Annotated in this window: 24 protein-coding genes and 1 tRNA gene; 18 read left to right on the forward strand and 7 right to left on the reverse strand. The window is 40.3% G+C overall.

Going from position 1 to position 21,191, the window contains the following annotated elements; all coding sequences use genetic code 11:
- Nucleotides 1–11 precede the first annotated feature (11 nt).
- From SanJ4206_RS01250 to SanJ4206_RS01290, 9 genes are all read left to right on the forward strand, one after another.
- Nucleotides 12–506 carry a PTS sugar transporter subunit IIB gene (locus tag SanJ4206_RS01250; RefSeq protein ID WP_003028529.1) on the forward strand — a complete coding sequence of 165 codons (495 nt, stop codon included), beginning with the start codon at nucleotides 12–14 and terminating at the stop codon, nucleotides 504–506.
- Nucleotides 507–538: 32 nt separating this feature from the next.
- Nucleotides 539–1,387 (forward strand): PTS mannose/fructose/sorbose/N-acetylgalactosamine transporter subunit IIC, encoded by an 849-nt coding sequence (locus SanJ4206_RS01255; RefSeq protein ID WP_003028530.1) that lies wholly within the window; start codon nucleotides 539–541, stop codon nucleotides 1,385–1,387.
- A 1-nt stretch (nucleotide 1,388) separates the two neighbouring features.
- On the forward strand, nucleotides 1,389–2,219 hold the full coding sequence (locus SanJ4206_RS01260) for a PTS system mannose/fructose/sorbose family transporter subunit IID (protein WP_022525277.1): 831 nt from the start codon (nucleotides 1,389–1,391) through the stop codon (nucleotides 2,217–2,219).
- 15 nt (nucleotides 2,220–2,234) lie between these two features.
- Nucleotides 2,235–2,525, forward strand: a complete 291-nt coding sequence (locus SanJ4206_RS01265; RefSeq protein WP_003028533.1) for a hypothetical protein — start codon at nucleotides 2,235–2,237, stop codon at nucleotides 2,523–2,525.
- 144 nt (nucleotides 2,526–2,669) lie between these two features.
- Nucleotides 2,670–2,951 carry a co-chaperone GroES gene (gene groES, locus SanJ4206_RS01270; protein WP_003070727.1) on the forward strand — a complete coding sequence of 94 codons (282 nt, stop codon included), beginning with the start codon at nucleotides 2,670–2,672 and terminating at the stop codon, nucleotides 2,949–2,951.
- A 32-nt stretch (nucleotides 2,952–2,983) separates the two neighbouring features.
- Nucleotides 2,984–4,606, forward strand: a complete 1,623-nt coding sequence (groL, locus tag SanJ4206_RS01275; protein WP_022525276.1) for a chaperonin GroEL — start codon at nucleotides 2,984–2,986, stop codon at nucleotides 4,604–4,606.
- Nucleotides 4,607–4,937: 331 nt separating this feature from the next.
- The gene (locus SanJ4206_RS01280; protein ID WP_003028537.1) at nucleotides 4,938–5,705 is read left to right on the forward strand and encodes an epoxyqueuosine reductase QueH; all 768 of its coding nucleotides are present in this window, start codon (nucleotides 4,938–4,940) and stop codon (nucleotides 5,703–5,705) included.
- 186 nt (nucleotides 5,706–5,891) lie between these two features.
- On the forward strand, nucleotides 5,892–6,530 hold the full coding sequence (locus SanJ4206_RS01285) for a deoxynucleoside kinase (protein WP_022525275.1): 639 nt from the start codon (nucleotides 5,892–5,894) through the stop codon (nucleotides 6,528–6,530).
- A gap of 65 nt (nucleotides 6,531–6,595) precedes the next feature.
- Complete coding sequence (locus SanJ4206_RS01290; RefSeq protein WP_003028539.1) at nucleotides 6,596–7,255, forward strand: HD domain-containing protein; 660 nt, start codon at nucleotides 6,596–6,598, stop codon at nucleotides 7,253–7,255.
- A gap of 72 nt (nucleotides 7,256–7,327) precedes the next feature.
- On the opposite strand, the gene SanJ4206_RS01295 is transcribed toward SanJ4206_RS01290, so the two are convergent.
- A complete protein-coding gene (locus SanJ4206_RS01295; RefSeq protein WP_003028540.1) occupies nucleotides 7,328–7,843 on the reverse strand; it encodes a DUF308 domain-containing protein in 516 nt (171 codons plus the stop codon).
- Between the two features lie 341 nt (nucleotides 7,844–8,184).
- On the opposite strand from SanJ4206_RS01295, the gene SanJ4206_RS01300 reads away from it, so the two are divergent.
- On the forward strand, nucleotides 8,185–9,441 hold the full coding sequence (locus tag SanJ4206_RS01300; protein ID WP_157622003.1) for an ISL3 family transposase: 1,257 nt from the start codon (nucleotides 8,185–8,187) through the stop codon (nucleotides 9,439–9,441).
- A 44-nt stretch (nucleotides 9,442–9,485) separates the two neighbouring features.
- Here SanJ4206_RS01300 and SanJ4206_RS01305 read toward each other — a convergent pair.
- A tRNA-Lys gene (locus SanJ4206_RS01305) sits at nucleotides 9,486–9,558 on the reverse strand.
- A 272-nt stretch (nucleotides 9,559–9,830) separates the two neighbouring features.
- Entirely contained in the window at nucleotides 9,831–11,102 is a 1,272-nt protein-coding gene (locus SanJ4206_RS01310; protein ID WP_003028906.1) for a replication-associated recombination protein A, read from the reverse strand.
- A gap of 101 nt (nucleotides 11,103–11,203) precedes the next feature.
- Between SanJ4206_RS01310 and SanJ4206_RS01315 the strand changes: the two genes are divergently transcribed.
- From SanJ4206_RS01315 to dtd, 8 genes are all read left to right on the forward strand, one after another.
- Nucleotides 11,204–11,674 carry a DUF3013 family protein gene (locus SanJ4206_RS01315; RefSeq protein ID WP_003028904.1) on the forward strand — a complete coding sequence of 157 codons (471 nt, stop codon included), beginning with the start codon at nucleotides 11,204–11,206 and terminating at the stop codon, nucleotides 11,672–11,674.
- A gap of 49 nt (nucleotides 11,675–11,723) precedes the next feature.
- Nucleotides 11,724–12,167, forward strand: coding sequence for an NUDIX hydrolase (locus SanJ4206_RS01320; protein ID WP_003028903.1), 444 nt, complete (start codon nucleotides 11,724–11,726; stop codon nucleotides 12,165–12,167).
- Nucleotides 12,164–12,643, forward strand: a complete 480-nt coding sequence (locus tag SanJ4206_RS01325; protein ID WP_003028902.1) for a GNAT family N-acetyltransferase — start codon at nucleotides 12,164–12,166, stop codon at nucleotides 12,641–12,643. Before SanJ4206_RS01320 ends, SanJ4206_RS01325 begins: the two co-directional genes overlap by 4 nt.
- Before the next feature lie 3 nt (nucleotides 12,644–12,646).
- Nucleotides 12,647–13,600, forward strand: coding sequence for a 50S ribosomal protein L11 methyltransferase (gene prmA / locus SanJ4206_RS01330; protein ID WP_003028901.1), 954 nt, complete (start codon nucleotides 12,647–12,649; stop codon nucleotides 13,598–13,600).
- The gene (locus tag SanJ4206_RS01335; RefSeq protein ID WP_003028900.1) at nucleotides 13,601–14,344 is read left to right on the forward strand and encodes a 16S rRNA (uracil(1498)-N(3))-methyltransferase; all 744 of its coding nucleotides are present in this window, start codon (nucleotides 13,601–13,603) and stop codon (nucleotides 14,342–14,344) included. It abuts the gene before it with no gap.
- Nucleotides 14,345–14,509: 165 nt separating this feature from the next.
- Entirely contained in the window at nucleotides 14,510–14,656 is a 147-nt protein-coding gene (locus tag SanJ4206_RS09825; protein ID WP_003028899.1) for a hypothetical protein, read from the forward strand.
- A 174-nt stretch (nucleotides 14,657–14,830) separates the two neighbouring features.
- Nucleotides 14,831–17,047: a RelA/SpoT family protein gene (locus SanJ4206_RS01340; protein ID WP_003028897.1), complete on the forward strand. Its 2,217-nt coding sequence runs from the start codon at nucleotides 14,831–14,833 to the stop codon at nucleotides 17,045–17,047.
- Between the two features lie 87 nt (nucleotides 17,048–17,134).
- On the forward strand, nucleotides 17,135–17,578 hold the full coding sequence (gene dtd / locus SanJ4206_RS01345; protein ID WP_003028895.1) for a D-aminoacyl-tRNA deacylase: 444 nt from the start codon (nucleotides 17,135–17,137) through the stop codon (nucleotides 17,576–17,578).
- Nucleotides 17,579–17,700: 122 nt separating this feature from the next.
- Here the strand turns inward: dtd and SanJ4206_RS01350 are convergent, their stop codons facing one another.
- The 4 genes from SanJ4206_RS01350 to SanJ4206_RS01365 form a co-directional block, all read right to left on the reverse strand.
- Nucleotides 17,701–18,348 carry a metal-dependent transcriptional regulator gene (locus SanJ4206_RS01350; protein WP_003028894.1) on the reverse strand — a complete coding sequence of 216 codons (648 nt, stop codon included), beginning with the start codon at nucleotides 18,346–18,348 and terminating at the stop codon, nucleotides 17,701–17,703.
- A gap of 156 nt (nucleotides 18,349–18,504) precedes the next feature.
- The gene (locus SanJ4206_RS01355; protein ID WP_003028893.1) at nucleotides 18,505–19,434 is read right to left on the reverse strand and encodes a metal ABC transporter substrate-binding protein; all 930 of its coding nucleotides are present in this window, start codon (nucleotides 19,432–19,434) and stop codon (nucleotides 18,505–18,507) included.
- A 34-nt stretch (nucleotides 19,435–19,468) separates the two neighbouring features.
- Nucleotides 19,469–20,317 carry a metal ABC transporter permease gene (locus tag SanJ4206_RS01360; RefSeq protein WP_022525271.1) on the reverse strand — a complete coding sequence of 283 codons (849 nt, stop codon included), beginning with the start codon at nucleotides 20,315–20,317 and terminating at the stop codon, nucleotides 19,469–19,471.
- Nucleotide 20,318: 1 nt separating this feature from the next.
- On the reverse strand, nucleotides 20,319–21,038 hold the full coding sequence (locus SanJ4206_RS01365) for a metal ABC transporter ATP-binding protein (protein ID WP_049481551.1): 720 nt from the start codon (nucleotides 21,036–21,038) through the stop codon (nucleotides 20,319–20,321).
- Nucleotides 21,039–21,191 lie beyond the last annotated feature (153 nt).

Genomic DNA, 21,191 nt, shown 5'->3' on the forward strand with positions numbered 1-21,191 from the left:
GGAGATTTATCATGACAATTTCATTTGTACGTATTGATGACCGTATGATTCACGGTCAAACAGTAACTCGTTGGGCAAAAGAATATCCTTGTGACGGCTTAGTTGCTGTCAATAATGCTGCAGCAGGAAATGCAGTTTTGAAACAAGCCTACAAAGCAGCTTCTGATAAAAAAACATTTGTTTGGACAAAAGAAGCATGGAAAGAAAAATCACAAAAGGTATTGGATTCCGATAGTCGCTATTTCTTGATTACTAAAAATCCAATTGATATGAAAGAAATACTAGTTGATCAAGGTTTTGTGCCTGGTGATATCAAAGAAATCATCGTTGGTCCAGCTAATGATCGTCCGGGTGCTACTAAATTGGGAAACAATCAATCCATTACACAGGAAGAAGCAGAAGCACTTGAAGCAATTCAAAAAGCTGGCTATAAAGTGAAATTCCAACTCTTACCAGATGTGTCTATTGGCTATTGGGACGATTTCAAGTCTAAATTCGGTTTTTAATAAAATATAATAAGCATTAAGGAGGCTTTATTATGACAATTTCGTGGTTTCAAGCCGCTTTATTAGGGTTATTTGCCTGTCTATCATCCATGCCTGGACTAGGTGGTACATCCATTGGTAACTATACTCTTGGACGCCCACTTGTAGGTGGTCTCGTTTCAGGACTGATCCTAGGAGATGTGAAATTAGGTATCATCTGTGGGGTTGCGATGCAACTTGTTTACATTGCTTTGGTAACACCTGGCGGTACTGTTTCAGCTGACGTTCGTGCGGTTTCTTATATTGGGATTCCTCTGGCAATGGTTGCTATTCAATCACAAGGACTGTCACTTGATTCTGCAGATGCTGCTAACTTGGCTAAATCAATGGGAACACTCGTTGGTACAGTCGGTACAGTTCTTTTCTATGGTACAGCTACTATGAATCTACTTTGGCAACATATTGGCTGGAAAGCTGTTGAAAAAGGTGAATTTAAACGCTTATATGTGGTAGACTGGGGCTTCCCATGGATTTCCCATTTAGTATTCTCATTCTTGCCAACGCTTATTATGTGTAAATTAGGTGCCGATGCGGTTACTGCTTTAAAAACAGCTCTTCCATTGGATGGTATTCCAATGAAAACCCTCTTTACGGTCGGCTCTCTCCTTCCATGTGTCGGAATTGCCATCCTCTTAAAACAAATCGTTGAAAAAGCTGTTGATTTCATTCCATTCTTTGTTGGATTTACTTTAGCAGCTTCATTAGGACTTAACCTTGTATCTTGTGCAGTCATTTCATTAATCTTTGCAGTATTATTCTATGAAATTCAAATGGCGAAAAATGTAAGAGCACAAGCGGCTGCTAGTGCAAGTTTTGATGATGACGATGAGGAGGATATTTAAAATGGTTAAATTAACGAAAAAAACATTAGGAAAATCTTTTCATCATTGGTATTATGGGAACTTAACTTGCTTCTCACAAGAACACATGCAAACCTTTGGATATCTGGCTTCAATGCTACCAATTGTGGAAGAATTATATTCTAAAAAAGAAGATCAAGCAAAAGCAATGCACACCTACACCGCATTCTTTAACACGGAGCCGCAATTAGGTGCATTGATTGTAGGGATTACAGCAGGTTTAGAAGAAGCGCGTGCGAATGGGGCTGATGGAGTAGATGATGAAACAATTAACGGTCTTCGTGCTGGTCTCATGGGACCTGTTGCAGGAATTGGTGATTCACTGATTGTTGGTACCTTGATTCCGATTATACTAGGTATTGCTCTCGGTTTGTCAAATGGTGGCTCACCACTTGGTGCGATTTTCTATATCGTGGTTTGGAACTTGCTCGCCTACTTTGGTATGAAATTCGCCTACTTTAAAGGGTACGAACTAGGAGATAAAGCAGTTGAATTTCTTGTAGGCCCTCAAGGACAAGCTATCCGTAAGTCTGTGTCTATCATTGGTGGTATGGTCATCGGTGCGGTTGCAGCGACATGGGTACCTGTTAAGACAGCTTTCAAATTGAAAGATTCTTCAGGGAAAGCCTTCTTGGTTTTACAAAGCCAATTAGACGGTGTTTATCCAGGTTTATTGACAGCTTTGTTTATCGTCTTTTGCTGGTGGTTGATGGCGAAGAAAAACCTTTCACCAATTAAAGTAATGTTGCTTCTCGTTGTAGTAGCCTTCCTTGGTGTATTGGTTGGGTTCTTCAACCCAGGATTGAAATACTAAAAATAGGAGAAAATTATGACAGAACAAGAATTGATTCAAGGCTATGAAACGGAAATTCAATATCAAAAACACATGATTGAAAATCTCGGACGTTGGTTTAGTCTCTTCTTTACCATTGCTAGTATCGGTCTTGTTCTGGTCTATTTTTTCCGTCAAATCAATCTCATTGCCTTTGTTCTTGGAATGATCCTAGCAGTGTTGGGAATATTAGCCATGCTTGTCTTTGGTTATGGTATTTACAAAGGACGACTGAATCTTCAAAGAGTCATTGATGATTTTGAAGAAAAATTAAGATTGGTTCGATAAAAATTTATTTGCTTTCCCCCTAAAAACTTTGTCGTTTGACAGAGTTTTTTTCTTGACTATTTCTGACCAAGTGATACAATAGAAAATGTAAATATTAGCACTCGCACTTGTAGAGTGCTAAAACAAGATATTGGAGGTAAACAAATGCTTAAACCATTAGGCGACCGTGTGGTCCTAAAAGTAGAAGAAAGAGAACAAAAAGTTGGTGGCTTTGTCATTGCAGGAGCAGGACAAGATGCAACGAAGACGGCAAAAGTTATAGCTGTCGGGGAAGGAATTCGTACGCTCAACGGTGAACTCGTTGCTCCAAGCGTGAAGGCCGATGATACTGTTCTCGTTGAAAGCCATGCAGGAATTGAAGTCAAAGACGGCGAAGAAAAGTATCTCGTTGTCAATGAGACAAATATTCTAGCGATTGTTGAATAAATTAAACATTTATAGAAAGAGGAATTGTAAAAATGGCAAAAGATATTAAATTTTCAGCAGATGCAAGAAGTGCTATGGTACGTGGTGTTGATATTTTGGCAGATACCGTTAAAGTAACCTTAGGACCTAAAGGACGCAATGTTGTTCTTGAAAAATCATTTGGCTCACCACTCATCACAAATGACGGTGTGACTATTGCAAAAGAAATTGAACTCGAAGATCATTTTGAAAATATGGGCGCTAAGTTGGTGTCAGAAGTTGCTTCAAAAACTAATGATATCGCTGGTGACGGAACAACTACTGCGACTGTCTTGACCCAAGCCATTGTTCGCGAAGGAATCAAAAATGTAACGGCTGGTGCAAACCCAATTGGCATTCGTCGTGGTATTGAAACAGCTGTTGCAACAGCTGTTGAAGCCTTAAAAGCAAATTCTGTTCCGGTTTCTAATAAAGAAGCGATTGCGCAAGTTGCAGCTGTCTCATCACGTTCTGAAAAAGTCGGAGAATACATTTCTGAAGCTATGGAAAAAGTTGGCAACGACGGTGTCATCACTATTGAAGAATCAAAAGGAATGGAAACAGAGCTTGATGTTGTGGAAGGTATGCAGTTTGACCGTGGCTATCTTTCTCAATACATGGTAACAGATAATGAAAAAATGGTTGCTGATTTAGATAATCCATATATCTTGATTACAGATAAGAAGATTTCTAATATCCAAGAAATTCTTCCTTTGTTGGAAAATATCTTGAAGACTAGTCGTCCATTATTGATTATCGCAGATGATGTAGACGGTGAAGCTCTTCCAACTCTTGTGTTAAATAAAATCCGCGGTACTTTCAATGTAGTCGCTGTGAAAGCGCCAGGCTTCGGTGACCGTCGTAAGGCTATGTTAGAAGATATTGCGATTCTGACTGGCGGTACAGTGATTACAGAAGATCTTGGTCTAGAATTGAAAGATGCAACCATTGAAGCACTTGGACAAGCCTCAAAAGTTACTGTCGACAAAGATAGCACAGTGATTGTGGAAGGTTCAGGAGCTGCTGAAGCGATTGCTAACCGCGTGGCTGTCATTAAATCGCAAATTGAAAGTGCTACATCTGAATTTGACAAAGAAAAACTACAAGAACGTTTGGCGAAATTATCAGGTGGTGTGGCAGTCATCAAAGTGGGTGCTGCAACAGAAACAGAACTCAAAGAAATGAAACTCCGCATTGAAGATGCCCTCAATGCAACTCGCGCCGCTGTTGAAGAAGGAATTGTCTCAGGTGGTGGAACAGCCTTTGTGAATGTTTTAAATGCTGTTGAAGCCTTAGACTTATCAGGTGATGAAGCAACAGGTCGTAATATCGTTCTTCGTGCTTTGGAAGAACCAGTTCGTCAAATCGCTCTCAATGCAGGATTTGAAGGCTCGATCGTCATTGACCGTTTGAAAAACTCTGAAGTTGGTACAGGCTTTAATGCTGCAACTGGCGAATGGGTTAACATGATTGAAGCAGGGATCATTGACCCAGTCAAAGTCACTCGTTCTGCCCTTCAAAATGCAGCTTCAGTAGCTAGCCTCATTTTGACAACAGAAGCAGTTGTTGCCAGCCAACCAGAACCAGCTAGCCCAACTCCAGCAATGGATCCAAGCATGATGGGTGGAATGATGTAGTTTAAGAAATACAGTTCTTAATCATGTTCAATTTTGTACAAGATTACTTTTATATTAAAGTGTAAGCGTGTCCTCAAGGATATTAAAAAGAGAAGTGGTGATGGATTCAATAAATCCAAGCTCGCTTCTCTTTTTATTATTTTTTAGTTTGGGCACATAAGATAGGTACAGAGAAGACAAACGAAACAGAATGATTGTTCATTGAATATTAGAGATTTATTCTCTCTTGCTGAATAAATTCGTGTTGTCATGAGAATGATATTCTATTCTGTCTATTTGTCACTACTCCCTTTCTGTGGTAAAATAGTGATACATTTCTAAGGAGAAAACGATGATTGATGTTGAAGCCATTCTGAGCAAGATGAATCCCAATCAAAAGATCAATTACGACCGCGTGATGCAAAAAATGGTCAAAGTTTGGGAGGCGGACCAGAAGCGTCCTACGATTTTAATGCACACCTGCTGTGCACCTTGCTCCACTTATACGCTGGAGTATTTGACCAAGTATGCGGACGTGACGGTTTATTTTGCCAATTCAAATATTCATCCCAAAGCAGAATACCAGCGTCGTGCCTATGTTGCCCAAAAATTTGTTCACGATTTTAATGAAAATACTGGTAATCATGTTCAATATTTAGAAGCCCCCTATGAGCCACAAGAATTTTTCCGAACAGTACACGGTTTGGAAGAAGAGCCGGAAGGTGGCGATCGTTGTAAAGTTTGCTATGATTATCGCTTGGATAAGACAGCGCAAGTAGCGGTTGATTTGGGATTTGACTATTTTGGAAGCGCCTTGACAATCAGCCCTCATAAAAATTCGCAGACGATCAATAGCGTTGGAATTGAAGTGCAGAAAGTTTACGCAACGCAGTATCTTCCTAGTGATTTCAAGAAAAATCAAGGCTATAAGCGCTCGGTCGAAATGTGCGAGGAGTACGACATTTACCGCCAATGCTATTGTGGTTGTGTATTTGCAGCACAAGCGCAAGGAATTGACCTCATTCAGATTAAAAAAGATGCGACAGCTTTTTTGAAAGGGAAAGATTTAGAAAAAGATTATTCGCATATTAAATTTACTGTCACGAATGGAGAATCCTAAAAATAACGCTTGTATTGGAGCTAATTGTGCTTCTTTGTACAAGGTTATTTTTGTTTATACATTTAGAAGTTTTATATCTTGACGTCATCAATATATTGTGTTATCATTTTCTTTGGCACAATATATGGTGGTTCGGCTGAGGCTGATAACCTGATATTGGATAGATTTGGGAGGTGCAGGAAGATAGTGATTATTTTAGCGGGCATGATTGGGGTAGGAAAGACGACCTACACTTATCGACTAGCCGAGGAACTAGGGACACAGCCTTTTTTTGAGCCTGTAGAAGAAAATCCTATTTTGGATAAGTATTATGAAGACCCTGATAAGTATGGTTTTGCTTTGCAGATTTATTTTCTAAATAAACGCTTTAAAATGATCAAAGCGGCTTATCATGACGATAATAATATTCTAGATCGTTCTATTTATGAAGACGCTTTGTTTACTTATATCAATACACTCAAGGGAAGTATCAGTGAGCAAGAGTATGATATCTACTTGGAACTTTTGGACAATATGATGGAAGAAATCGAAGGTCTGCCTAAGAAAGCGCCAGATTTGTTGATTTATTTAGATGGTAGTTTCGACCATATTATGAACAATATCAAAAAACGCGGTCGCAATTATGAGCAACCAAATGAAGAAAATGGACTAGCTGACTACTATCAACTGCTTTATAAGCATTATCAAAATTGGTATGAGGATTACAACTACAGTCCTAAAATGAGAATTGCAACGGATGATTTAGATATTGCAAATCCAAATGACTGGAATCACGTCTACCAACAAATTCAAGAAAAAATGAGAACAATTGGGCTTGAGAAATAAATTCAATCAAGAAAGTCTCGAAATCACTTCGAGATTTTTGTATATATAAATAAAAAGGGAGATAGATGATAACGGATAGACAAGCGAAAATTCTTCAAGAAGCAAGAGATTTTGTTTATGCTGAATTGAAAAACGAGATGAGTGGGCATGACTGGTGGCATATTGTGCGTGTCACAAACAATGCTGTAGAAATTGCTAAACAAGAACAAGCAGATGTTTTTATTTGTGAGCTAGCTGCCTTGCTGCATGATATAGCTGACGGGAAATTAAATGAGAATGAAGGGGTGGGCTTGCAAAAGGTCAAGCAATGGCTACAGAATCATCAGGCTTCAGATGAGGAAACAGCTCATGTACTGGAGATTATTGCAACGATGTCATTTAAAGGTGGACATCAGCAGAAAAATGTCAGCACTTTGGAGGGGAAAATTGTTCAAGACGCCGACCGTTTAGATGCGATTGGAGCAATTGGAATAGCGCGAGCTATGGCTTATTCTGGATATACGGGCAGACCCATTCATGACCCTGCCTTGCGACCACGAGAAGATATGACGGTAGAAGAATATCGAAGTAATCAAGGAACAGCAATTCTACATTTTTATGAAAAGTTGTTGAAGTTAAAAGATTTGATGAATACAGACTATGCTAAGCAATTAGCAATAGGTCGTCATCACTTTTTGGAAGAATACTTAGAGCAATTCTACGCAGAATGGGATGCGAAAAAGTGATAATTAAAGAGACGAAAAAGCTGAGAATATGATTTCCCAGCTTTTTTGAATGCGATAGAAATAGCAACTAGATTATTTACGAAAGGCATCAATAATGTAGGTGAAGCCAGCAACTAAAAATGCAAAGGCAACGACATAAACGACAAAGACACTTGTAGCTACTGGATTGAACAGAATCACTAGACCTAGTAAAAATGCAAGCAATGCTATCCACATGATATGGCTACCAATAATAGGGAAAATCAATCCCAGACGATTACCTTTAAAGAAAGCTATAATGGCTTCTACAATTAACCAAATTCCTAAAACAGTTGGAATGACAACTGGCAGGGTCACAAAGCCATAGGCAACGAGGTAAAGAGCTAAGAGAAGATTAACAATCCCTTGGAAAAGATAAACTGGTGAGCGAAGCTCTTTTGGTACAGAGAAATAGCCTAAAATAGCTGCTATAGAAGCAACCAGTAAACCAAATGCAATCCACCAGCTGTAAGCAACAAGATTAGCTACTGGGTTTGTAAATAGGAAAAGTGCTAAAAGGACAAAAACAACTCCTGCAAGGAATAGCAGTAAACGATTAGAAAATTTCATTTCAATACCTCCCTGTATAGTATAGTTTGAGGATGAAAGCGTTTTAACTTTTTTGATGGGAGATGTCAAGAAAGGAAATAGATAGTTTGAGAATTTTAGTATGGCTTTTTGTGGAACAAAAAAGGCTGTTTTATTATTTTTTGTAACTATAACAAGGTTAGAAGATTATAAGTGAGAACAACAAAAAAGCCTATCATATAGGCTTTCTACTTAAATTTTGGCTCTATAATTTCTGTAGTGGGTAACACCACCGCAGAGATTATGGAGCTATTTTTGTGTATACAAAAAGTCCCATATGACCTATAATGAAAAGCGACCAAACTCACATTAGAAAGACTCATATGGAACAACTCGATTTTATCACAAAACTTCTTGGAATTGAAGACCAAAATATCAAAATAGACAATCTTTTTGATGCCGGTACTCACAAAGAAATCCTGGCCCACCTTGACTATGATGCCCCTCCATGCCCTGCCTGCAAGGGACAGATGACCAAATACGACTTCCAGAAACCTTCTAAAATCCCTTATCTGGAGACAGCAGGATACAAAACCCTTATCCGACTCAAAAAGCGGCGCTTTCGCTGTAAAAACTGTGGAAAAATGGCCGTCGCTGAAACCTCCCTCGTCCAGAAAAATCACCAGATTGCCGCTGCAGTCAAACAAAAAATCGCTCAATTATTGGTTGAGAAGCAAGCCATGACTGATATTGCCCACAGGCTCTCGTTCTCGACCTCAACCGTCATTCGCAAGCTCAAGGAATTCAAATTTGAAACCAACTGGCAGAGACTGCCAGAAATCATGAGCTGGGATGAGTATGGCTTCAAGAAAGGGAAGATGAGCTTTATCGCTCAGGATTTTAATACCAATGAGGTCCTAGCCATCCTGGACGGCAGAACCCAAGCGGTCATTCGAAATCATTTTCTACGCTATCCTAGACAGGTTCGTATGAGGGTCAAAGTGATGACCATGGACATGTTCAGTCCTTACTATCAGCTGGCCAAGCAGCTTTTCCCGCATGCCCAAATCGTTCTGGATCGTTTCCACATTATCCAGCACCTCAGCCGAGCTATGAACCGTGTCCGCATCCAAATCATGAACCAATTCGACCGAAAATCTCAGGAATACCGAGCCCTCAAACGCTATTGGAAACTCCTCCAGCAGGACAGCCGCAAGCTTAGCCATAAGCGTTTTTACAGACCAGCTTTTCGGGCGCATTTAACCAATCAAGAGATTCTCCATCAGCTGCTCAGCTATTCGGACCAACTTCGACAGCACTATGAGCTTTACCAGCTCCTGCTCTTTCACTTTCAGGAAAAGCAAGCTGATTATTTCTTTGACCTAATTGAGGAGGTTATTTCTGATGTTCACCCGATTTTTCAGACAGTTTTTCGAACTTTTCTGAAGGACAGAGACAAGATTCTCAATGCCTTGGAACTGCCCTACTCCAACGCCAAGCTGGAAGCAACTAACAATCTCATCAAGGTCATTAAGCGAAACGCTTTTGGATTCAGGAACTTTGACAACTTTAAGAAACGCATTCTCATCGCTTTGAACATCAAAAGAGAGAGAACGAATCTCGTCCTCTCTAAAGCTTAGCTGACATCAACCCACTACAGTTGACAAAGAGCCAAATTTTATTATGCCCCCTACAGGGCTCGAACCTGTGACCCATGGATTAAGAGTCCACTGCTCTACCAACTGAGCTAAGGAGGCAACAGAAAAAGCTGTATTGGTGCCGGACCTTCACGATTTGTATTGAACCCGCGCAATTAAGCAGGTGGGCAACTCGCTCTAACTGAAGCTGCTTCCGCGTGAAACGGCCTGCAAGCTGTTAGAAGTCTTTTGTTTCCCTAATAATACAAAAAATAGTCGGTCAACACTTAAGTGTGAAGTCGTACACCACAGCGTTTCTATAATTATGATACCACAATTTTTGAAAAATTCAAGAGAAAAAATTGATTTTTTGCAAACGATACCATGATTTTTTAGTGGTTTTTGAGTTGTTCAATCTTATTTTTAGTCATGCCAAGGGCTCGTTCGTACTTCCCATTTTCGTTCGGAGTGAAATAATCGGCATTTTTAATTTTTTCAGGAAGGTAGTCTTGCTGCACCCAATTACCAGGATAGTTATGTGGATATTTGTAATCTTGCGCATTTCCCAGCTCCTTACTGCCAGCGTAGTGACCATCTCGTAGATGGCGAGGGATAGCGAGATTTCCGTTCTGGCGCAAGTCAGAGAGCGCCTTGTCCATGGCTACGTAGGCCGAGTTGGACTTAGGAGAGAGCGCTAGGTCAATGACAATGTTGGCAATGAGGATGCGAGCTTCTGGGAATCCAATTTTTTGAGCGGCTTCAAGTGCAGTCACCGTATGAATCTGAGCATCGGGGTTTGCCAGACCAATGTCCTCATAAGCGATGACCGTCAGACGTCGTGCAAGACTGGGAAGGTCTCCAGCTTCAATCAAGCGAGCTGCATAATGGAGACTGGCATTGACATCAGACCCGCGAATAGACTTCTGTAAGGCGGACAGAACGTCATAGTGCCCGTCTCCGTCTTTGTCCATAGTAATGTAGCTCTTTTGCAGGCTGTTTTCCATAATATCCAGAGTGATATGGCGAACCCCTTCAGTATCCTCTTTGGTAGAGAGAACTGCTAAATCTAGAGAATTAAAGGCTGAGCGCAGGTCACCGTTGGTGGAAGTGGTAATGAAATCCAGAGCGTCATCATCTAGCTGGACAGGAAAATCAAAACCTCGTTCGGTGTCCGTCAGGGCTGTTTGAATGGCTTGTTTAATATCATCATTTGTCAGAGGTTCCAGCTCGAAAATCTGTACCCGGCTGCGAATAGCGGGAGTGACGGAGAAAAAAGGATTTTCTGTCGTGGCACCAATCATGATGATTAGACCGTTTTCCAAGAGCGGTAGGAGGAAGTCTTGTTTGGTCTTATCCAAGCGGTGAATCTCATCTAACAGTAGCATTAAACCACCAGAGAATTTGGCTTCTTCTGCAATCTCTTGCAGGCGCTTTTTACTATCGACGGTAGCATTAAAGGTCCGAAAAGCAAATTTGGTAGTTCCTGCAATAGCCGAGGCAATTGAAGTCTTGCCAATCCCTGGTGGACCGTAGAGAATCATGGAAGACAGGCGATTGGCTTCCACCATGCGACGAATGATTTTTCCTTCGCCAACCAGATGTTTCTGACCGATGACCTGATTGATATTTTTAGGCCGCATGCGAATCGCTAAATTGTCTGGCATACGTTTTCCTCCTTACTGGTATTCTTTTCAACTGTTCTAATTTATGTTACTATAGTTGTATCTATTTTAACACATTTTAAAGGATTGGAGAGAGGCTGGCTATGGTTAAATATGGATTTTTGGATATATTAGATAAAGAAATGGAGAAAAGCTTTCCATTTGACTATGAAATCAATTGGGACAAGAAAAACCATGCAGTAGAGCTGTCATTTCTCTTAGAAGTGCAAAATGCAAATAGCATAGAACTTTTAGATATAGATGGGGAAAGTAGTGCAGAAGATGTTTTCTTTGAAGAAAGCGTTCTCTTTTATAACCCTGCTAAGTCTCACTTTGAAATAGAGGATTATCTAACAGTTGTCCCTTATGAGCCAAAGAAAGGTTTGTCTCGTGAATTCCTGACCTACTTTGTGGACTTTTTGAAGCAGACGGCCGAAGAAGGGTTAGATGCTCTCATGGACTTTCTAGCAGATCCAGTGGCAGAAGAATTTGAAATTGTCTGGAATAATGAAGCTTTTGAAAAAGGCAGAGCAAGGCTGACGGAGACGGAATTTTATCCATATCCGAGATACTGAAATACAAGCGTGTCTAAGAAGAACACTGATTTTACGGAGGTAGGGAAGAATGAGTGATATGACTGTTTTGTATCAAACGTTTGATTTTTCAGGTTGTAAAATTGCTTTGCTGCATGGCGATACAATTTTAACCATTTTAAGAGACGATATTCCCACTATTCCTTATCCCAATATGTGGGATTTTCCTGGCGGTGGGAGAGAAAAGGGTGAAACGCCTTTTGAGTGTATCAAGCGAGAAGTTTTTGAGGAATTAGGCATTGAACTCAAAAAGGAATCCATTACATGGGTCAAATGTTATCAGGGATTTGTTCATCCTGAGAAAGTTTCTGTTTTCATGGTGGCTTCTATCTGTCAAGAACTGATAGATCAGATTGTCTTTGGTGACGAAGGACAGGGCTACAAATTAGTAAATATAGAAGAATTATTAGCGGATGAAAACGTCATCTCACAGTTGAAAAGTAGATTGGGAGATTATTTGGAGGAAGAGGTATGATTCATATAGAACAAGCAGAAGCTACAGATTTAGAAACCATTATCAATATTCAACGTGCTAGTTTTAAAGCTGTCTACGAAAAATATCATGACCAGTATGACCCGTATCTGGAAGATAGGGAGCGGATTAAGTGGAAGTTGGTGGAACGTCCTAATAGTTTTTACTATTTTGTCAAAGACGAAGAGGAAATTGTTGGCTTTCTTCGCTTGCAGACCAACGATGCGCGAACAGAAGGTTGGCTTGGGACAGCTGCGATTTTACCTCAGTATCAGCGAAAAGGTTATGGTTATGAAGGGATTCACCTGCTTGAGAAAACATTTTCGACGATTACTCAGTGGGATTTATGTACGGTTTTCCAAGATGAGCCTATGGTCAAATTTTATGAAAAATGCGGCTATCATCAAACGCATACTGAACCAGAGCAAGAGGGCATGGATATGGTTTATATGACGAAGAGTATTAAAAGAAAGGAATGACATATGAACACTTGGCAAGAACTAACCATTACGGTCAGCCGTGAGGCGGAAGAAGCAGTCAGCAATATTCTGATTGATTTAGGCAGTCAAGGTGTGGCGATTGATGACAGTGCGGATTATCTGGGGGAAGCTGGTCCTTTTGGGGAGGTGTTGCCTCAGGTAGAGCAGCTGAATACGGTTGGCATTACGGCTTATTATCCAGAAACAGAGAATCTTGAAATGATTCGTCAGGAAGTGAAAGAGCGGTTGGCTCAGCTGAGGGATTTTGGTTTGGAGATTGGAAAAACTCAGCTAACCACTCAGCAGCTGGCGGAGGAAGATTGGGCGGACAATTGGAAAAAATATTTTGAACCGGCTCGAATCACCCATGACTTGACCATCGTGCCGTCCTGGACGGACTACGAGGTGACCACTGGTGAGAAGATTATCAAGCTGGATCCTGGCATGGCCTTTGGTACGGGCACTCATCCGACCACCAAGATGAGTCTCTTTGCTTTGGAGCAGGTCTTGCGGAGCGGAGAAATCGTGCTGGACGTAGGCACTGGCTCTGGCGTTCTCTCTATTGCTAGCTCTCTCTTGGGTGCCAAGGAGATTTTCGCCTATGACTTAGACGATGTGGCTGTCCGTGTTGCTCAGGAAAATATTGCGCTGAATGCTGGGACTGAAAATATTCACGTGGCAGCTGGCGACCTTCTCAAGGACGTTGCTATCGAGGCTGATGTCATTGTAGCCAATATTCTGGCAGATATTCTGGTAAATCTGACGGATGATGCTTACCGTTTGCTTAAGGATGAGGGCTACCTGATTATGAGCGGGATTATCTCTGAGAAATGGAATCTGGTACGGGAGTCAGCAGAAGCTGCTGGATTTTTCCTTGAAACCCACATGATTCAGGGCGAGTGGAATGCCTGTGTTTTTAAGAAAACCAAGGAGATTTCAGGAGTGATAGGAGGTTAGATGCAGCAATATTTTGTGAACGGGCAGGTTGAAAATCCTGTCATTATCAGAGATAAAGATACCCTTAAGCATATGTTTTCTGTGATGCGTTTGGTAGAAGATGATGAAGTGGTGCTGGTTTTTGAAGATGGCATTAAACGTCTAGCAAGAGTTTCGGATAGGGAGCGCCATGTGTTGAATCTGGTAGAAGAATTACCAGACAACGCGGAGCTGCCGATTCATGTGACGGTTGCTTCTGGCTTTCCCAAGGGAGACAAGCTGGAATGGGTGGCTCAGAAAGCGACAGAACTGGGAGCAACTGCTATCTGGGCTTTTCCAGCAGACTGGTCTGTAGCCAAGTGGGACGGTAAGAAATTAGCCAAAAAGGCAGAAAAACTTGAAAAGATTGTTTTGGGAGCAGCCGAGCAGAGCAAACGCAATCGGGTACCAGAAGTCCGACTTTTTGAGAAGAAAATTGACTTTTTAGATTGTTTGAGCCAGTTTGACCGCGTCATTGTAGCTTATGAGGAATCTGCCAAAGAGGGGGAGTCTGCTGCTTTGGTCAAGGCTGTGACAGGACTCAAAATAGGAAGTCGGATTTTATTTGTTTTTGGGCCAGAAGGCGGTCTGTCTCCAGCAGAAATTACTACATTGGAAGAAGCAGGAGCTATACTTGCAGGGCTAGGTCCACGTATCTTGCGGACAGAGACAGCTCCACTTTACGCATTAAGTGCAGTTAGTGTTTTGATAGAATTGATACAGTAGGAAAAAGTAGCTTTAATAGCTCTCATTTCTATTGTTCTTAACTCCTAACTTTGGTATAATATAAGTGAAATATCTAGTTTAGCTAGAAAGGATGGAAGCACGGAAACAAATCTGCTGGCTAGATTGCGAAAACTGCTTTTGCTTGGTAAGGAGAGGAGGTTCATCATGTCTTTATCTACCTTATTTGAGCTGTTTATTGCTATTTTAGGTGTTGTATCAGCTTGCTATCTCATTTATGCTTATGTTGAATTTATCGGAGATATGCTACATGCAGAAAAGCATCACCTCTTCCATCACAACCCGCCTATATAAAGGCGGGCTTTTTCTAAACTTAGAGTAATTACTATTTACTGGGTATGGCTTATATGTAATCGCAGTTTGAAAAAAATCGGCCATTTCTCACAGAAGCTTTGCATTCTTCTGTGTTTCCTTGTTTTCATATTGCCTTAAAAGTGATAAAATGGTAGGAAGAACTGGAGAGAGAACATGCCAAAAGAAGTGAATTTAACAGGCGATCAAGTGGTCGCTCTTACTAGAAAGTATTTATCATCAGAAGATGTCACCTTGGTGCAAAAAGCTCTATTCTATGCGGTAGATCGGCATCGGGGGCAATTTCGCCAATCAGGTGAGCCATATATCATCCATCCGATTCAAGTGGCAGGGATTTTAGCTAAGCTAAAGTTGGATGCGGTCAGTGTCGCTTGCGGTTTTTTACATGATGTTGTAGAAGACACAGCTGCAACTTTGGACGATTTGGAAGGCGAATTTGGACATGAAGTGCGCGTGATTGTTGATGGTGTGACCAAACTTGGTAAAGTCAAGTATATGTCTCACGAGGAACAGTTGGCTGAAAACCACCGCAAAATGCTAATGGCGATGTCCAAGGATATCCGTGTCATTTTGGTAAAACTAGCAGACCGTTTGCACAATATGAGAACACTTAAGCACCTGCGCAAAGACAAACAGGAACGCATCTCACGCGAAACCATGGAAATTTATGCTCCATTAGCTCATCGTTTGGGGATTTCGAGTGTTAAATGGGAATTGGAAGATTTAGCTTTTCGATATTTGAATCCGACAGAGTTTTATAAGATTTCCCACCTGATGAAGGAAAAGCGTCGGGAACGTGAGGAATTAGTGGACGAAGTGGTTCATAAGATTGAAACCTATGCGTCTGAGCGTAATCTTCATGGGGAAATTTACGGTCGTCCAAAACATATTTATTCCATTTATCGGAAAATGCAGGACAAGAAAAAGCGTTTTGATGAAATTTATGACCTGATTGCCATTCGCTGCATTTTAGATACGCAAAGTGATGTGTACGCCATGCTGGGCTATATTCATGAGCTCTGGCGACCAATGCCCGGGCGTTTTAAAGATTATATTGCCAATCGCAAAGCAAACGGTTATCAGTCTATTCACACCACCGTTTATGGGCCTAAAGGTCCGATTGAGTTTCAAATTCGGACGAAAGAGATGCACGAAGTGGCTGAATACGGGGTTGCCGCTCACTGGGCTTATAAAAAAGGCATTAAAGGTCAAGTTGATAGCAAAGAATCTGCGATTGGGATGAACTGGATCAAGGAGATGATGGAACTCCAAGACCAATCAAACGATGCGCAAGATTTTGTGGATTCTGTCAAAGAAAATTATCTGGCTGAGGAAATCTATGTTTTCACACCGGACGGAGCTGTCCGCTCGTTGCCAAAAGACTCTGGACCGATTGATTTTGCTTATGAAATCCATACCAAAGTTGGTGAAAAAGCGGTCGGTGCCAAGGTAAATGGTCGCATGGTGCCACTGACTACGAAGTTAAAAACAGGGGATCAGGTCGAGATTATCACCAGTTCCAATTCCTTTGGACCAAGCCGTGACTGGATAAATGTTGTAAAAACAAGCAAGGCACGCAATAAGATTCGTCAATTTTTCAAAAACCAAGACAAGGAATTGTCCATTTCTAAAGGGCGCGAACTTTTACAGGCCCAATTCCAAGAACATGGCTATGTAGCCAATAAATACATGGACAAAAAGCACATGGAAGAAGTCCTGCAAAAAACGAGCTACAAAACAGAAGAAGCTCTTTTTGCGGCAATTGGTTTTGGTGAGATTGGTGCGATTTCTATTTTTAACCGTTTGACAGAAAAAGAACGCCGTGAGGAAGAACGCGCTAAAGCGAGAGCTGAAGCAGAAGAGCTTGTCAAGGGCGGCGAAGTGAAACGGGAGAATAAAGAAACGCTGAAAGTCAAGCATGAGGGCGGCGTTATTATCCAAGGTGCGTCGGGGCTTTTGATACGGATTGCCAAATGCTGTAATCCAGTTCCTGGTGACGAGATTGTCGGGTACATTACCAAAGGTCGTGGGGTAGCAATTCACCGTAAGGACTGTATGAATCTGCGGGCGCAGGAAAATTATGAGCAGCGTTTGATTGATGTCGAATGGGAAGAAAATACCTCTACGAAAGAATATACAGCACACATTGATATTTATGGTTTGAATCGAGCAGGTCTTTTGAACGATGTGCTACAAGTCTTGTCCAATACAACCAAAAATATTTCTACTGTCAATGCACAGCCAACGAAGGATATGAAATTTGCAAACATCCATGTTTCTTTCGGAATCGCTAATTTATCTATGCTCACGACAGTTGTAGATAAGATTAAGAGCGTGCCAGAAGTTTATTCTGTCAAACGGACAAACGGCTAAGTGAGGACAACAGAGCGGAAATGTTTTGCTGGAATTGCGTTCTTGTAAATTTACTCACAAAATGTAACAGAAATTAGAAAGTTCAAAATGAAAATAGTGATTCAGCGTGTGAAGCGGGCTTCGGTATCGATTGATAGCAAACTTTATAATCAAATTCAGCAAGGACTGCTGTTGTTAGTCGGTGTTGCCCCAGATGATGATCAAGAAGATGTGGCGTATGCAGCGAGAAAAATTGCCAATATGCGGATTTTTTCAGATGATGAAGACAAGATGAACTTGTCCATTAAAGACGTAAAGGGAGAGATTCTTTCTATTTCTCAATTTACCCTTTACGCAGATACCAAAAAAGGGAATCGTCCTGCATTTACTGGTGCAGCGCAACCAGACTTGGCTAGTCAGTTATATGATGATTTTAACGAATTGCTAAGTCAAGATATACCTGTCAAAACAGGTGTTTTCGCAGCTGATATGCAGGTTGAGTTAGTCAATGACGGACCGGTGACGATTGTGTTAGATACGAAGAATCGTTGAGAAAATGATAAATAAAAACGAGTCTGGACAAAACTGTTCCAGACTTGTTTGCTTTCTAGGATAGAACTCAATACGCATTGAGCAGTCTCTAATGTGTTGATGTTATCAGCTTTGACTTCCTTTTATATTTTTTCCACATAAAGCTGTTGAGCGATAACAGAGTTGACTTGCAGCTCTTTTTCATTGACCTTGAGCGCATACAGTTGAGCGTAAGGATCGTATTGCTCCAGTATCAGCGTATCTCCCAGATGTAAATCGTGTTTTTCCAAATATTTTAATAGTTCAAATTCATCGTGAACTCGTGCTAAACGATAGATTCCAGTATTTTCAACTTGATCCAATGTTAGCTGATACTTTTCAACTAGTAATTCACCTTTTGCTGGAATGGTTCCGCCGTGGGGGCAAGTTTCTGGGTAACCTAGCATTTTTTCTAAGCGCTCGACAAATAATTCTGAAACGGTGTGTTCTAAAACTTCCGCTTCCTCGTGGATTTGATCAGTCGTATATCCCAAATCATGTACGAGGAAAGCCTCAATGAGCCGGTGCTTGCGATATAACTCGGAAACAAGATGTAAACCAAGATCTGTCAGTAAATAACCGTTTGTTTTATCTTTTACAATCAATTTTTCGGCTGTCATCTTTTTAATCATTTCTGTGACAGCAGGGGGAGACACCTGCATTTGGGCCGCGATTTCTTTATTTGTAATTTTTTGAGTATGCGTACCGATCTCATAAATACATTTGAGGTAATCTTCTTTGTTTGGGGTCATGTTGTCCTTTTACTCCTTATCTTACTAGTATATCAAAAATAGTTTAAGAATACAGCCGATAACCGCTTATTTCAGAGAAATGAAAGGCTTATTTATTCAAGAAGAATTTTAAGTAAAAAGGAACTGGCAATCAATTCCGGCTCCTTTTTCCATTTCTTATTTGCTAAGACCTTCTGAAATCTTATCTAAGTTCCATTTCATCATGTCATAGTAGCTATCGCCTTTTTCTCCTTTTTCAGCGACTGAGTCAGTGAAAATTTTAGCATAAATTGGAATCTTTGTATCTTTTGAAACAGTCTTCATTGGACGGTCATCAACGCTACTTTCGACAAAGAGTGAAGGGACTTTTGTTTTACGAAGTTTTTCAACTAGTGTTTTGATTTGGTCTGGAGTTCCTTCTTCTTCGGTGTTGATTTCCCAAATGTAAGCAGAAGGCACGCCGTAGGCTTTAGAGAAGTATTTGAAGCAACCTTCGCTGGTAACAATCATTTTCTTTTCAGCAGGAATGTTGTTGAATTTTGCTTTTGCTTCCTTGTCTAATTTTTCTAATTTTGCAGTATAAGCTTTCAGATTCTTTTCATAAGTTTCTTTGTTTTTAGGATCTTTTTCAATCAAACGTTTTGCAATGTTTTTAGCATAAATAATTCCGTTTTCAAGATTGAGCCAAGCGTGTGGGTCTTCTTTTCCTTTTTCGCTTTGACCTTCAAGATAAATGACCTCAACACCGTCACTTACAGCATAGTAATCTTTGTTTTCAGTCTTTTTCGCATTTTTAACTAATTTTGTAAACCAAGCATTTCCGCCGGTTTCCAAATTGATACCATTGTAGAAAGTCAAATCAGCTTTTGATGTTTTTTTCACATCTTCTGGTAATGGTTCATATTCGTGTGGGTCTTTTCCGACTGGAACAATGCTGTGCAGATTGATTTTATCACCAGCGATATTTTTTGTAATATCAGCAATGATCGAGTTGGTAGCAACAACATTCAATTTTGAATTCTTAGTAGATGTTCCTTTCTGACCAGCGCAGGCAAAGAGTCCTACGACAGCCAAAAATAGAACGGCGACAAAACCTAATTTTTTCATATAAGGTTCTCCTTTGATAAATTTAATACTAACTTTATTTTAGCTTGGGTTTGTTTTTAAGTTTGTTAAATCGTTGTTTTGGAGCGATAAAGAAACTAATGGCAAAGATAATGGCGGACGTCAGTACAATGCTTGAGCCAGCCGCAACATTAAAGGTATAGCCAATGAAAAGTCCTAAGACAGATGCAATTGCCCCCAAGCTAGAAGACAAGATAATCATCGTTTTAAGACTGTTAGCGTAAAGATAAGCCGTAGCAGCAGGTGTAATCAGCATAGCAACAATCAAAATTGTTCCCACGCTTTGCATAGCTGTAACTGCAACCAGCGTCAAGAGAATCATTAAGAGATAATGATAAAGATTGACTGGCATCCCCATCGCTTTTGCCAGAAGTGGATCGAAAGATGTAATCAATAATTCTTTGAAGAATAGTCCAATAATAATTAGAACAGCGATTCCGACACCGATTGTAATCCACATATCAATGTCTTGCACAGCTAAGATATTTCCAAAAAGAATATGGAAAAGGTCGGTTGAACTATTAGCAACTCCAATCAAAATGACTCCAAGAGCTAAAAAGGAACTAAAAGTTATTCCAATGGCAGTATCACTTTTGATAATTGAATTTCCTTTAATATAAGTAATAATGACCGAAGCTAAAAGTCCAAAAACAATGGCTCCGATAAAGAAGTTGATTCCTAAAATAAAGGAGAGTGCAACTCCCGGCAAGACCGCATGTGAAATGGCATCGCCCATCAAAGACATGCCTCTTAGGATAATGAAGCAACCAACTGCTCCAGCAACAATCCCGATGACAATGGCTGTAATCAGCGCATTTTGTAGAAAATGGAAATTTTGTAGTCCATCAATAAATTCTGAAAACATATTAAAGACCTCCATTCACAAAAAGCTGAGAGCCATAGGCTTTTTTCAAGTTTTCTTCTGTGAAAGTTGATGAAGTTTCTCCAATGGCAATGAGTTCTTTATTCAAAATTAAAACTTGATCAAAGTAATGTGGGACTTTTCCTAAGTCATGGTGAACAATGAGAATCGTTTTTCCTTGTTCTTTTAGACTGCGTAGCGTTGTCATGATGATTTCTTCACTGATTGAATCAATTCCAACGAATGGTTCATCCAGAAAGATACAGTCAGCTTCTTGTACTAGACAGCGCGCAATCAAGACCCGTTGAAATTGCCCTCCTGACAATTGGCTGATTTGGCGTTCAGCATAATCCTCTAAGCCGACAATGCGTAACGCATTTGTCACTTTGTCCCAGTCTTTGCTTGTTAGTCTGTGGAAGAGTTTCACTTTTGGATACAGTCCAAGAGACACACATTCTTTCACTTTGATAGGGAAGTTGTAGTCAATGTGAACTTTTTGTTCCACATAAGCTACATGGCTAAGTACTTTTGAGAATTCTTTATCATCAAGGTAAGTTTGTCCAACATGATCAATGATACCCAACATTCCTTTTAAAAGGGTTGATTTACCAGCTCCATTGGGACCAATAACTCCCATGATAGTTGGGCCTTGGATTTCCAAAGAAATCTGATTGAGAGCAAGTGTTTCCTGATAAGAAACACTTAAATTTTCGATACGTATCATTTTATACACCCCTACAGTTAATATACATTAAAATAAAAATTAAGTCAAGTTAATTTTTAGAATTTTTAAGAAAAATCAGAAGTGAGGTTTGGCATAAAAATCTCTTTTGATAAAAGTTTGATTATTCAGAACTTTTTTGATAGGATTAAGATA

Source organism: Streptococcus anginosus (assembly GCF_001697145.1).
Taxonomy (GTDB): domain Bacteria; phylum Bacillota; class Bacilli; order Lactobacillales; family Streptococcaceae; genus Streptococcus; species Streptococcus hominis.